This window comes from Paenibacillus violae (assembly GCF_032461945.1).
Classification (GTDB): domain Bacteria; phylum Bacillota; class Bacilli; order Paenibacillales; family NBRC-103111; genus Paenibacillus_E; species Paenibacillus_E violae.
Genome location: NZ_JAWCUD010000001.1, coordinates 1,360,152 through 1,374,020 on the forward strand (window position 1 = coordinate 1,360,152; position 13,869 = coordinate 1,374,020).

The window sequence follows — 13,869 nt, forward strand, 5'->3', positions numbered from 1 at the left end:
GGGGGGAGTGGTGTTATGAAAAAGCCGTTATGGATGTTGGCCGTATCCGTATTTACCGTGGCATTGGTTGGAGGATGCAGTAGTGGATCCGCACCAAGTGCGACAAGTAATGCTTCATCGCCCGCAGTCAAAAGCAATACATCTGCAGCTGATAGCAAAACTCCCGCTAAGAAAGACGTAACGCTAACGTATATTGCAAGTCAAGGGTGGATTAAGGATACAGAGATGCAGCTCGCTAAAAAGTTTGAGAGCGAAACCGGCATCCGTATCGATTATCAAATTATTCCAGCCGACCAATACTTTAATGTATTGAAGACTAAGTTGAATGCTAAGGAAGGTCCGGATCTATTCGGCGGACAAAGCGGCAAAAGCGAGATAAGTTTAAATTACAACGTAGAGAAGAACGCCGTCGATCTGAGCGATCAGGAATGGACCCAACGGGAGGATAAGCTTTCACTGGAGCAGCTTTCATTAAACGGAAAAGTGTATGCGCTTACGATTTGGGATACCGGCAACAGCTTTGTCGTTGTATATAACAAAAAGATCTATGAGAAGCTCGGGATCAGCGTGCCAAAAACTTATGAAGAATTCAAGCAAGCTTCCTTGAAAATTAAGCAAGTCGGCATTACGCCGATCTATGAACCTATTGCAGACGGCTGGCACCATGTACTTTGGTTTGCAGAACCGGGACCTCGATATGATGAAGTTACGCCTAATCTTTACAACGATCTGAACGCAAACAAAAAGAAATTTGTTGATGATGCAAGCATGAAAACATCCTTGACTCAGCTGAAGGAAATGTATGATCTCGGATTTTTTGGTGAGAACACGTTCTCTGACACCGGTTCCGATACAGCGAACAAACTGGCTAGCGGTAAATTCGCCATGTCCCTGTCAACGCAAAGCACACCTGGTGATGTCACCAAAATTAATCCCGAGCTGAAAGCCGAAGATTTCGGATTTTTCCCAATTCCGCTTGCCGACAATCAATTTTATTACATCAATCCGGGTGGTCCGAGTAAGTTCGTTTATTCCGGCTCAAAACATATGGAAGAGGCGAAGCAGTATCTAGCCTTTTTAGCCAAACCGGAAAATCTGCAATATATGGTCGACAACGACAAGACGGTCTCCAATCTAAACTTCACAGGACTTAAGGATAAATATACCGATGAGCAGAAGAAGCTGTTTGCGGCTTATCCAAAGCGAGGAACGGACCTGCAGGATTATGTCAACTATGTCAATCCGCAATGGATGGATATGGGGAAAGATATGGTTGCGATGTTCAGCAAGGCAATGGAGCCAATCGATGTGTTGAAAAGCATTGATAAACGGAGAGCTGACATGGCAGGAGTGGCCAAAGACCCAGCCTGGGCCAAATAAAAGAGATTAGTATTCTATTCGGAGTGGGGAGCTTACCGTTATGAACAATAAGATTTATCCTTCCTATTTCAGTTGGGCGACACTCGGGTTATACTTGGTTTTTTTTATCATACCGGGTTTGATGGGCTTCTATTACTCATTTACCGATTGGAACATGTATTCCAGCGATATTCAGTTCATTGGATTTGATAATTTCAGCTCGCTGTTCTCAGCTGATGAGAAGTACATGAAATTTATTGTGAATACACTCAATTTTACGATATCGACGGTGATTCTGAAGACGGTTCTCGGACTTGCATTTGCCATTGCTCTTAATGAGGGCATTCGCATGAAAGGGTTTCACCGTGTGATGATTTTCATGCCTTCGATCGTTCCGATGCTTGTGGTCGGCCTTATTTTCAAGTCTGTGCTCAATCCAGCTACCGGCCTCCTGAATGAATCACTGCGCGCAATCGGCCTAGATGTCTTGACGCAAAAGTGGCTCGTTGATGTGAATTGGGCGTTCAAATCGATTATCGCCGTCGATACGTGGAAGGGTGTAGGTTATATCATGATCATCCTGCTCGCTGGTTTGCAATCGATCTCGAAAACCTATTATGAAGCTGCACAGATCGATGGTGCAAATAGCTGGCAAAAGTTCAAATATGTTACGGTGCCACTTCTGATGCCTGCTCTCGTCGTTACCACCGTGCTCAATTTATTGCATGGTCTCAAAGTCTTTGAAGTTGTGTATGTTTTGACGAACGGAGGCCCTGGCTACGCGACGGATGTGCTGTATACGACGATTTTCAAGGAATTTTCGCAAGGCAGATACGGCGTAGGTACAGCTTTGTCAACCGTTCTGTTCTTGTTTATGACCATTGTCGGTTACTTCGTGATTCGGTTGATGGCCAAAGAAGAGGAGATTAGCGCATGAGAATAAACCCCGTTATCTCCCTGCTTCGAAATGTGTTTGCTTGGGTACTTAGCCTGCTCATGTTCATTCCTCTGCTGCTGATCGTCATTAATTCTCTTAAAACGCAGCTGGAAGCGAACACGATGAGTATGAACCTGCCGAAAAGCTTGGCTTGGAGCAATTATGCCATTGTTATTGAGCAAGGCAAATTAATCCAATCATTTTTTAACAGCCTATTATATGCCAGTGTATCAACTGTGCTGGGTATAGCGCTTGCTTCCATTGCAGCTTATGTATTTTCTAGAAACCGAACGCGTATGAATCGGATTCTTTATTTGTTCGTAATTATGGGCATCGCGATGCCGGTTAACTTTGTTACCTTGACCAAAGTCATGCAAATGACGCATCTCATTAATACGCAGCTTGGCATTATCATTTTGCTGGCCGTCGGCTCGATCCCATTCAGTGTATTTCTTATCTACGGATTCGTAGCCTCCGTACCAAAAGAGTTGGACGAAGCAGGGATTGTGGATGGATGCCCTCCATTCAAGCTGTTTTACGCGATTGTTCTTCCTCTTTTAGTACCGGTCATTGTGACAGTCGCTATTTTGAACTTTATGGGCGCTTGGAACGACTTTGTGCTTCCCTTATATTATTTGAACTCTTCGACGAAGTGGCCGATGACGTTAGCCGTTTATAACTTTTATGGACGTTTTCAGGTGAATTGGAACTTAGTTTCGGCGGATATTGTGCTGACAACACTACCGGTCATCGTCATCTATCTCATTGGCCAAAAATATATCATTTCCGGGATGACATCCGGATCCGTCAAAGGATAGCAGGCAGCAGACGATGGGACGATTGATAAGCTAAATTTTTAAAGAAGGAGTTGTAAACAGCATGAATAAGCCTAAATACAAACTAGGCGTTATCGGCCTTGGGGAAGGACGCAGCATTATCTCTGCAGCAATGCAAAGTGAACGTTGGGATCTGGTGAATGTTTGCGACATTAATGAAGAGATGTGCAAGCTGCGAAAAGATGAATTCGGGTTTCAGCGATATACCCTTAACTATATGGATCTGCTCAATGATCCTGAGATCGATGTCATAGCTATCTATACACCGGACCAACTGCACGGCCGGCATATCCAAATGGCGTTAGAAGCAGGCAAACATGTCATTGTAACCAAACCGATGCTTCATTCTCTGGAAGAAGCCAGCGGCCTGCTTCAGGTATGGAAGAGCTCGGGCAAACATGTTTTTGTGGGACAGAGTTCCAGATTTTTTGAGCCGATGATCCATCAACGCAATGATTTCTTAGCAGGTTACCATGGCGAAGTAGATACCGTAGAAACTTCCTACATATCGGATTCTCGCTGGTTTTTGCAGAAAGATTGGAGCAGGCAGCGGGGATTCAGTTGGTTATATAATTTTATGATTCATGCCGTTGATCTGGCCAAATGGTATTTGCCAGAAATCGAAGAAGTGTTCGGTTACGGACACTCGAGCAATACGAACAAGGAGTATGGATTAACAGCGCCAGATTCGATGAGATTTGTGATGAAAGATAAAGAGGGACGAATCGCCCAAGTGTCCGGTTCCTACACCAAACCCTCGCTGCAGCATATTGAACCGGGTATAAGCTGTACACTTAGGGGGACGAAAGGGACAAGTAGAGCTGTCTACTCTAATCTGCTGTATCATACGCATTTTCCGCCGGAGCAGCCTGTGACCCATACGTTCGAAGAGAAATTCCCGTACTATTTCCGTTTTGAGGGAACAAGTCATCATGCGGGTGAGTATCAAAATTACATTGAATATTTTACTGATTGTCTGGAACATGGCGAAACGCCGAAACCGGATCTGATGGAGGGGATTCACACCCTTTCTATTCTGACAGCGATGGAAAGAAGCATGGAAAGCGGTACCCCCGTGAAAGTGAACGATGTTTTGAGTGAGTTTTGCTTGGAGCTGTAAGAAGGCAATTCGATATTTGACATGTAGATCCTCAGCGTAATGCTTTGGGTCTATTTTTGTTCTTGGTGCTTCTCGTCAAATAGTCGATTTTTCGGAAGATTCACTAATATTCGAATGATTCGTAATTATGTGCATAATTCGTAGTACTGCAGATTTATTTTTCTTACTATTACAACTATGATTAGAATTAAGGTGGACGGTAACAACAGACCGCACAAGAGGGAGGGATATCAGGTATGAAGCTGGCAGTATTGGGCGCAGGGGCTATAGGTGTCAAACATTTAGAAGCAGCAAGTGAGATTGAAGGATTGGAGCCAGTTGCCGTTGTTGAGATAAATGAATCTCTGGCAGCGGAGACGGCAAAGAAATATGGCGTTAGGGGTTATACAGATTATCAAGAAATGCTGCAGAAAGAAAAACCGGATATTGCTGTGATTGCGCTGCCACATTTTTTGCATAAAGAAGTGTCTATCCGCTGTGCCGATTATGGATCTCATATTTTACTTGAAAAGCCGATGGCTTTAAATACAGTGGAATGCGATGAGATTATTGCTGCTGCTGAGCGGAATGAAGTTAAATTAATGGTTGGTCATACGCAACATTATTTTCCAGAGAATATTGAGGTTAGACGAATTATTGAGAGTGGCGAGCTTGGAAAGCTTGTCATGATTAATGATACGCGGAACGTAAACTACTATAGAGCAGATCGACCCGGGTGGTTCTTCGAGAAGAGTAAAGCAGGTGGAGGCATCATGACGAATCTGGGAGCGCATTCTATTGATAAAATTCAATGGATGACACAAAGCAGGGTCACCAAGGTGAAGGCATCCGTAAGCTTCCATGAAAAACGTGGAGATGTTGAAGGCAGCGGGATTATGTATATGGAAACCTCTTCCGGTGTTCCGGCTGTGATTACGCAATCCGGATATCCAGGAGTTTCACGTAATGAAACGGAGTTTATTTTTACAAAGGGTATGCTCAAGCTGGAGACGGGGAAGGGCCTGTCCATAAGTCGTAACGGTATGTACGAGCCTGTCCTGCTGAAGCCGGCTGAGCAGCCTTTGGTCCAGCAATTATTAGATTTTATGGATGCGATTACAAACGATACGTGGCTGGATTGTTCCGGTGCGTATTCCAAAACCGTCGTTTCTGTTATCGAGAGTGTATATGCTTCAAGTGAGACAGGAATTGAGCAGATCGTGAAGTAACAATAGAGGAGGAGTGATGATATGAGCGAAAAGATGAGATTTGCTGTTATAGGAGCCGGAGTTATTGCTCCCTCTCATGCGAAGGCAATTCAGGGGAACTTTCAAGCAGAATTGGTTGGTATTGCCGATGTTGAGATTGAAAAGGCAGGAAAATTAGCCGCTGATTTTTCGATTCCGCATGTATATCAGGACTATCAGCAGCTGCTGAAGCGTGACGATATTGATGCAGTTACGGTAGCGGTACCAAGCGGCTATCATTCGGAAGTCGTCATTGCGGCGGCACAGGCAGGCAAACATGTGTTGTGTGAAAAGCCGCTTGATATCACTGCGGAAAGCATGACGCTTATGATCGATGCTTGCCGCAAGGCAAATGTGAAGCTCGGCTGCGTATTTCAACGCCGCGTAACTGAGGCGTCTATTGTCGCGAAAAAAGCCATAGAAGCTGGCAAGCTGGGTAAGCTGGTGCTTGGCGATGCTTATCAGAAAAGCTACCGCAGCCCTCAGTATTACAAAAGCGCCGGCTGGCGAGGTACTTGGGCTATCGATGGAGGAGGCGCCCTGATGAACCAAGGTGTGCATGGCATCGACTTGATTCAGTGGCTGATGGGAGATGTCCAATCTGTCTTTGCCTATTCGTCCGCGCTGGTTCGTGAGATTGAAGTGGAAGATACGGCAGTTGCGGTTGTGAAATACAAGAACGGCGCATTCGGCGTGATTCAAGGAACTACTTCTGTGTATCCGGGGCAGGAGACGCGCTTCGAACTTCACGGAGAGAAAGGCACGATTATTTTTGACGATACTGGTTTCAAGCAGTGGAAATTTGCTGACAGTGAAGAAGAAGCGCCTAAGGTGGAGCCAAGAGTAAGCGCCAAAAATGATCCTTCCCAGATTGCCAACGACGGGCATTTTATATTGGTTGATGATTTAATCCAAGCTATTCGTGAGGACAGAGATCCCATGGTACCGGGAGAAGAAGGCAGAAAAGCTGTCGATTTGATTCTGGCAATCTATGAATCGGCACGAAGCGGGAAAGAGATTATGCTGAAATAGTCCTCTGCAGCTGACATGACTTAGGAAATTGTAGGGGGGATAGGGTTGCCGGAAGAGAAGACAAAACGTGAGGCGAAGACCGTTGTTACAGGTCGACATTATCGTACAGGATTGCCGATAGACGTAACCATCGCTAATGGTCACATTGAAAATATTTGCTTGCTGGAAGCTGAGCTTCAGGAGCAGCTGCCATGGATCGGCCCCGGTCTGGTCGATTTGCAAATCAACGGCTACGCGGGAAGAGATTTCAATCAAGCTCCGTTAGCGAAGGAGACAGTTATGGAGCTGACACGTAATATTTGGAAAAAGGGAGTCACCACCTATTATCCAACGGTAATCACGAACAGTGAAGACAAGATTAGTCAGATATTACGCACCATAACGGAAGCCTGTCGTACGGATCCCCTATCCGATAGCTGCATTCGCGGCATACATCTGGAGGGTCCGTTCATCTCACCCGAAGATGGACCACGGGGAGCGCATGGGAAATCGTTTGTTACAGCACCGAATTGGGAGTTATTCCAGCATTGGCAGGAAGCTGCGGAAGGTCGTATTACCTTCGTGACCATGTCGCCGGAATGGCCGGATTCCGATAAGTTTATCAGGCTTTGTACTGAAAGTGGTGTTACGGTGTCAATTGGGCATACCAATGCTGCGCCAGAACAGATTCGTTCAGCGATTGCTGCCGGGGCAAAGGTGTCCACGCATCTCGGTAACGCAGCTCACCTGATGCTGCCAAGGCATCCGAATTATATTTGGGAGCAGTTGGCGGCAGATGAGCTCTGGGCATGTATGATCGCTGATGGTTTCCATTTACCCGAGTCGGTGCTGAAAGTATTCATGAAGGTGAAAGGCGACAAAGCAATTCTCGTCAGTGATGCAGTCTACCTAAGCGGACTTGAACCGGGACGTTATACCACGCATATTGGCGGCGAGGTCGTGCTGGCGCCGGACGGCAAGCTGCATTTGGCTGAAAATGCCAAGGTGTTGGCAGGATCCGCACAAATGCTGGTATGGGGCATTCAGCATTTGGTGAAGAAAGGCTTATGCAGTTTGGCTGATGCCTGGGAGATGGCATCAATCCGGCCATCTGAGTTAATGGGCCTGCCGACGGCTAAAGGGCTTCAACAACATGCTCCGGCGGATATCGTGTTGTTTGCGTTTAAGGATGATGGATCGTTACATATTTTGAACACTTTTAAAGAAGGAAGGCTCGTATCACAAGCATAAAAATAGCTGAAAAGCACAGAAAGGGCTGATTGTTATGACTAACCCAAAATCATTAATTATTGGGATGATCGGACTTGACACTTCCCATTGCACAGCTTTCACTAAGTTGCTAAACGAGCAAGATCATGAGTTTCATGTTCCCGGAGGGAAAGTTACTTATGCTTTTCCCGGCGGATCGCCTGATTTTGAATTGAGCTATTCGAGGTTGGAGCGGTTCACAAGTGCGATTCGGGACGAGCACGGTGTACAGCTGCTTGATTCTCCAGAGGCAGTAGCGGAACGTTCAGATGCCATCTTACTAACTTCTGTAGACGGACGCATTCATTTGGAACAGTTTCGTAAAATTGCTCCCTTCAGGAAGCCGGTGTTCATCGATAAACCGTTTGCCGTTTCGACCTCTGATGCGAAGGAAATCGTACAGTTGGCGGCCGAGTATCACGTGCCGTTGATGAGTGCATCCTCGCTGCGTTATGAACAAGGGCTGGTTGATTCCCTTTCAGAGAATAGTGCTGATATTATTGGCGCCGATTGCTACGGACCTGCAGAACTCCAGCCAACACAGCCTGGTCTGTTCTGGTACGGGATTCACGCCGCCGAAATGTTGTATCGCATAATGGGCAAAGGGTGTGTGCAGGTGACCGCAAGCACGAGCGAGTTCCATGAACTGGCCGTCGGTGTTTGGGAGGATGGCCGAATTGGGACAATTCGCGGCAACCGACAGGGAAATAAAACGTTTGGGGCTGTCATCCATCGCGTGAACAAAACGGAATTCGTTGATGGCGACAAGCATCCGAAACCAAAATATGCCGGCCTAGTCGAGGCGGCGGTAGCCATGTTCCAATCAGGAACGCCATCAATTGATCCTCAAGAAACGGTTGAAATCATTCGCTTCCTGGAAGCGGCGAACGAAAGCCGGGCAACTGGGAAAACGGTCAAGCTCTAAACTATCTTCTGCTGAACATACAATCTGCATTATTGAAGGAGTGTATAACTTATGATATGGGACCGACTTGGCGTCATTAGCGATGAAGTAAGCCATGATTTCATAGAAGCGCTGGATTGGATACAAACCGAAGGCTTGAAATACGTGGAAGTTCGCATGGTGGACGGAATAAATGTAGCCAATCTGACGGATGAGCAGGTAGAGCGGGTTCGTCAAGAAGTCGATAATCGAAGCCTGCACATATCTGCATTGGCTTCACCTTTATTTAAATGCGCACTTGATCCAACTCGGCCTGTTGAAGCCGGGGACAGGTTCGGGCAGGAGGAGGAGAGTGTTGATGCTCATTTTGAAAAGCTTGCTCGAACAATTGAGATTGCTGAGAAACTTGGCACTGGCCTTATTCGGATTTTTTCCTTTTGGCGTGAGAAAGAGCCTGAGCAGTACGCAGATGAAGTCGCAGGCCACTTAAAAAAAGCAGCTGAAATTGCTGCACGGCACAACATCATTTTGTTGTTAGAGAATGAGGGCTCCTGCAACGGAGGTTATTCTTTCGAAGTAGCTAAGCTTATTCGGAAGGTCAACTCTCCAAGCTTGAAAGCTTTATGGGATCCCGGCAATGAAGCTTTGGGAGAGATCTGGTCTTATCCCCGAGTGTATAACGAAGTGAAAAATCTGTTAGCCCATGTGCACTTGAAAGATGCCTTGATCGAAAGCGGCGGCAAGCCCTCCTGCGTGCCAATCGGCTCCGGTAGAGTTCCGTACATGCAACAAATTCATGATTTGGAGAACGAGGGATACAAGGGGCTATATGTCATAGAGACTCACTACATTCCTCCTGGCGGCAGTAAAATGGAGGGGACCAAGCAATCCCTAGAGGGATTAAGAAAGCTGTTTAGCCATCCGTCGCTGAAAGAAGAGAAAGCAAAGCATCTTAAAGTGAAAGTTTTTGAAAATCGCCAAATCATGGGGGCTGCAGCTGCCGTAGAGGCAGCAACGAAGATCAAAGAGTTGCTGTCTCAAAAAGACAAAGTAAGGATCATTTTTGCGGCGGCCCCTTCTCAAAATGAATTTCTGGCGGAACTCGTGAATCAGAAAGGCATCGACTGGTCTCGTATTACCGCATTTCATATGGATGAATATATCGGTCTTCCCGATGATGCACCGCAAAAATTCAGTCAGTTTTTATCAGAGAGACTGTTCAAATTAGTTAAACCCGGGGAGCTTCACTTGATTCAGAGCTCTACGACTATTGAGCAGGAATGTCAACGCTATAGCGATCTGATTGCGGCTGCGCCAATTGATATCATCTGCCTCGGTATCGGGGAAAATGGTCATATTGCTTTTAATGATCCTCCTGTGGCCGATTTTGCAGACAGCTTCATCATTAAACCGGTTGAACTCGATGCTGCTTGCCGCCAACAGCAGGTCAATGACGGCTGTTTCCCGGACTTCGATGCCGTTCCTACCCATGCACTCACTTTGACCATACCGACGATGATGGCTGGCGCGCACTTATTTTGTATTGTTCCAGGACCAACCAAACGCGCTGCTGTTGAACAAACACTTCGCGGACCCATATCTACTTCCTGCCCGGCATCCATCTTGCGGACACATTCGGATTGCACCTTGTATGTGGATCGAGATTCATATGGACTGCTGCAAGTACCGCAAGTATCTACACAAGGAGGTCAGGCATGATTAGATCAATTGAAGAATTGGAAGCCAAACTTGCGGAGCCGTCAGAAGCCTTAATTCAGGATCTGGCTGCGTTGGATGGGGATATCATGCTGCTTGGTATTGGGGGGAAGATGGGGCCAAGCTTAGCGAGACTTGCTAGGAATGCTTTGAAGAAAGCTGGTGTTGAAAAAACAATTTGGGGTGTTTCGCGATTTTCGGAGCATGGCTTGAAAGAGCAGCTGGAGCAGGAGGGCATCCACACGATTGCGTGCGATCTGTTGGATGATGAGCAGTTGCAAAAACTTCCTGATGTGAAAAATATCATCTACATGGCAGGCAATAAGTTCGGGACTACGGGACGCGAGCATTTCACATGGGCAATGAATGTGTACCTGCCGGGACGCGTAGCGGAAAAATTTAGAAATTCCCGCATTGTGGTCTTTTCATCTGGAAATATATATCCGTTTACCCCAGTCTTCCAGGGCGGTGCAACAGAATCGCAAGCTCCATCTCCGCTTGGAGAATATGGTCAATCAACGCTCGGTCGTGAACGTATATTTGAATATTTTTCTCGGAAATATGAGATTCCGATGGTCATCTATCGCCTGAATTATGCGATTGATCTTCGATATGGTGTGCTGCTGGAAGTCGCCAAAGCGGTAAAAGCCGGAAAGCCCATCGATGTGACCATGGGGCATGCGAATTGCATTTGGCAGGGAGACGCCAACGAAATTGCCCTGAGGAGTCTGACTATTTGTTCAAGTCCTCCGAATTTTTTGAATGTAACAGGCCCGGAAACGATCTCCATGCGTTGGATTGCTCATGAATTTGGTAAGCGGCTGGGCACGCAACCTGTCATTGTTGGGCAGGAAGCGGAGGATGCGCTGTTAAATAATGCCTCTAAAGCTTTTCAACTATTCGGCTATCCGCGGGTGACACTTCTCCAAATGTTGGATTGGATTGCCGAATGGGTGGCAAGTGACGGTGCAACTTGGAATAAGGAAACTCATTTCCAAGAAAGGCAGGGGAAATTCTAATGCCTTCCAATTTAAGCGGAAGCTTGTCTCAGACCAAGCTGCAGGCGCTGCATGAAGGGCTTGTGATTCCTGCTCATCCTCTGGCTTTGGATGAAAACCGTCAGCTTGATGAACAGCATCAGCGTGCGTTAACCCGTTATTATATGGCGGCAGGCGCTGGAGGGATAGCGGTTGGCGTACATTCTACCCAATTTGAAATTCGTAATAAAGACGTCAATCTACTGGAACCGGTGCTGCGAATGGCTTCAGAGGAAGTAGACAAAGCGGGTTTAGAGCGTCCTTTTATTAAAGTAGCAGGGATTTGCGGTCCTACGAAGCAGGCTCTGGCAGAATCAGAGTTGGCACTTAAGTTAGGGTATGACGCAGGGCTCCTTAGCATGGGCGGTCTGCAGGATTGGAAGGAAGCGGATATTCTAGAGCGAACGAGAGAGGTGGCCGGTCAAATGCCGGTCATCGGCTTTTATTTGCAGCCATCGGTAGGCGGGCGTACGTTCAGCTTTGATTTTTGGCGGCAGTTTGCCGAAATTCCAGGGATTGTCGCGATCAAAATGGCGCCGTTTAATCGTTACCAGACGATTGATGTTGCTCGCGCCGTCTGCTATTCAAGCCGTCGTGACGAGATTGCTCTATATACGGGCAATGATGATAATATTGTTAACGATTTGCTGACAACCTACCGCTTTCAAGTCTATGGTGCTCCTGTTGAAAAAAGCATCGTCGGTGGGCTGCTAGGGCATTGGGCGGTTTGGACGCAAAAGGCTGTCGAGCTGCTGGAGGAAATCAAGCAAGCGAGAAATGCTGGGCAGATTGACAAACAATGGTTAACTCGAAATATCGAGGTAACGGAGACGAACGCCGCGTTTTTTGACCCGGCGCACCATTTTGAAGGCTGCATTCCGGGCATACATGAAGTTCTGCGCCGTCAAGGATTGTTAAAAGGGACATGGTGTCTGAACCCAAATGAGGTATTATCTCCAGGCCAAGATGAGGAGATTGACCGGATGTACGCGGATTATCCGCATTTAAACGATGATAAGTTTGTGGCAAAGTATTTGAAAGAATGGCTCGCGAACTAATAACCAAAGACAAAGAGGCTCCCCCAAAAGTCATCAAGTGACTGAGGGGGAGCCTCTGCTGCAAGCCAGCTTAGAATAACGGTAGTTTTTCCAACTCAATCAGGTGAAGAGGTTAACTGGAAGTAGGAATCAATGATCTTATAGAAGTATTGTAATTCGTGTAGTGTATATAGTCTCCACTCATCCAGAAGAGGATGGCTTGTCCGTCATGGCTTCCACGAGTCAGGAATGGCCGCACTTGATGGGAGGCAGAATTTGCCGTTATAGCTGCAGATGACCACGTGACCCCAAGATTAGAAGTAGACCACCGTTCGATCTCGAAAGTCCCTTGTACTTGCCGGGATACATACACGATGGATGGATCGGAATGATCCAGAATAATTCCGCCAGAATAATAGGGCTCAGTCTCTGTAACACTTTCAGGGGTTTGAGGGAACCAACGGCCGGCAGCTGTGATCTCATTCGTCACCCAATGTGCGCCATCCCATCGGCTGTAGTAGTAACGATGATCCTCCAAGGACTCAAATACGGCATAAACGATGACGGGATAGCCTTGCTCATCCTCGGCTACATCCCAAATCCAGGCATTGCGTTGTGCACTTGTGCCGTCGAACACTCTGTCTATTTCGGTTAGTTCTAGCGGTAAATCTACAGATTGCTTGATTAACGAGCCGTCTGCCCGATATATGGCTCCTTCTCGGTAACGGGCATAATAAATACTGTTGTAAGGTTCAATGTTCGGATGTCCATCGGTACAGGAGAAATGTATCGTGTCTTTCCCATTGGAGGCATAACGGATGTAAGGCCGTTGTCCGCTGTCCATGATCAGCGTGCGCACCGGGGACCATTCACCTTGATTCAAATCCGAGGACACGCTGAAATTAGGCTTGAAATTGCCTCCACGCCAGAACAAATAGAGCCTTTTTTCCGCCGATAGATAGATTGGAGTAGGGTAGGTGTAGCCGAAATGCCCATCGGTATTCGCAGGAAGCTGCATTTCCGCTCCGAAAGAGGAGAGGTCTTCTGGCAACCGTGTTGTCCGATAGTACATCTTGGACCCATTGTGGGCGGAATAAAAGATCGTGATATGCCCCGATTCGTCTATGTATAGGGATGGGTTGGCGTGATCATCCTGCTGAAGATCAGAACGGATCAAGAAAGTGTCGTAGGCTCCCAGGAGGTGATCGTAGCAGCCGATCCATACATCTCCAGTGCTATTCAACCAGCCGACATACGTTCTATGATGCTGACCCTGATAGTAGAGCGCACGAGGATCGGCGAAAAAACACCAAGCCCCGTCGAATGTGAACTCTTGTGTCAAACTTAAGGGTGAATTCATCTGTCATTCTCCTTATCTCTGATTAAACAGAACGCCATACTGGGAAGCGGCAGCTCC

At 46.9% G+C, this 13,869-nt stretch carries 12 protein-coding genes; 11 read left to right on the plus strand and 1 reads right to left on the minus strand.

Annotated elements, in window-relative coordinates:
* Nucleotides 1–15: 15 nt before the first annotated feature.
* The 11 genes from RQP52_RS06135 to RQP52_RS06185 all read left to right on the plus strand — a co-directional run bounded on the left by RQP52_RS06135 (nt 16) and on the right by RQP52_RS06185 (nt 12,473).
* Nucleotides 16–1,380 carry an ABC transporter substrate-binding protein gene (locus tag RQP52_RS06135; RefSeq protein WP_315950106.1) on the plus strand — a complete coding sequence of 455 codons (1,365 nt, stop codon included), beginning with the start codon at nt 16–18 and terminating at the stop codon, nt 1,378–1,380.
* Nucleotides 1,381–1,420: 40 nt separating this feature from the next.
* The gene (locus RQP52_RS06140) at nt 1,421–2,296 is read left to right on the plus strand and encodes a carbohydrate ABC transporter permease (RefSeq protein WP_315950107.1); all 876 of its coding nucleotides are present in this window, start codon (nt 1,421–1,423) and stop codon (nt 2,294–2,296) included.
* Entirely contained in the window at nt 2,293–3,114 is an 822-nt protein-coding gene (locus RQP52_RS06145; RefSeq protein ID WP_315950108.1) for a carbohydrate ABC transporter permease, read from the plus strand. Before RQP52_RS06140 ends, RQP52_RS06145 begins: the two co-directional genes overlap by 4 nt.
* 61 nt (nt 3,115–3,175) lie before the next feature.
* Nucleotides 3,176–4,252 carry a Gfo/Idh/MocA family protein gene (locus tag RQP52_RS06150; protein ID WP_315950110.1) on the plus strand — a complete coding sequence of 359 codons (1,077 nt, stop codon included), beginning with the start codon at nt 3,176–3,178 and terminating at the stop codon, nt 4,250–4,252.
* A 236-nt stretch (nt 4,253–4,488) separates the two neighbouring features.
* Nucleotides 4,489–5,460 carry a Gfo/Idh/MocA family protein gene (locus RQP52_RS06155; RefSeq protein ID WP_315950111.1) on the plus strand — a complete coding sequence of 324 codons (972 nt, stop codon included), beginning with the start codon at nt 4,489–4,491 and terminating at the stop codon, nt 5,458–5,460.
* 21 nt (nt 5,461–5,481) lie between these two features.
* Complete coding sequence (locus RQP52_RS06160; protein WP_315950113.1) at nt 5,482–6,510, plus strand: Gfo/Idh/MocA family protein; 1,029 nt, start codon at nt 5,482–5,484, stop codon at nt 6,508–6,510.
* 45 nt (nt 6,511–6,555) lie between these two features.
* The gene (locus tag RQP52_RS06165) at nt 6,556–7,740 is read left to right on the plus strand and encodes an N-acetylglucosamine-6-phosphate deacetylase (protein WP_315950115.1); all 1,185 of its coding nucleotides are present in this window, start codon (nt 6,556–6,558) and stop codon (nt 7,738–7,740) included.
* Nucleotides 7,741–7,774: 34 nt separating this feature from the next.
* Nucleotides 7,775–8,683 carry a Gfo/Idh/MocA family protein gene (locus RQP52_RS06170; RefSeq protein WP_315950117.1) on the plus strand — a complete coding sequence of 303 codons (909 nt, stop codon included), beginning with the start codon at nt 7,775–7,777 and terminating at the stop codon, nt 8,681–8,683.
* A 51-nt stretch (nt 8,684–8,734) separates the two neighbouring features.
* Complete coding sequence (locus RQP52_RS06175; protein WP_315950119.1) at nt 8,735–10,381, plus strand: TIM barrel protein; 1,647 nt, start codon at nt 8,735–8,737, stop codon at nt 10,379–10,381.
* Nucleotides 10,381–11,397: an NAD-dependent epimerase/dehydratase family protein gene (locus RQP52_RS06180; RefSeq protein WP_315950408.1), complete on the plus strand. Its 1,017-nt coding sequence runs from the start codon at nt 10,381–10,383 to the stop codon at nt 11,395–11,397. Before RQP52_RS06175 ends, RQP52_RS06180 begins: the two co-directional genes overlap by 1 nt.
* Nucleotides 11,397–12,473 (plus strand): dihydrodipicolinate synthase family protein, encoded by a 1,077-nt coding sequence (locus tag RQP52_RS06185; protein WP_315950121.1) that lies wholly within the window; start codon nt 11,397–11,399, stop codon nt 12,471–12,473. The genes RQP52_RS06180 and RQP52_RS06185 overlap by 1 nt, the downstream gene beginning before the upstream one ends.
* A 112-nt stretch (nt 12,474–12,585) precedes the next feature.
* Here RQP52_RS06185 and RQP52_RS06190 read toward each other — a convergent pair whose 3' ends face one another.
* Nucleotides 12,586–13,812: a BNR-4 repeat-containing protein gene (locus tag RQP52_RS06190; protein ID WP_315950123.1), complete on the minus strand. Its 1,227-nt coding sequence runs from the start codon at nt 13,810–13,812 to the stop codon at nt 12,586–12,588.
* Nucleotides 13,813–13,869 lie beyond the last annotated feature (57 nt).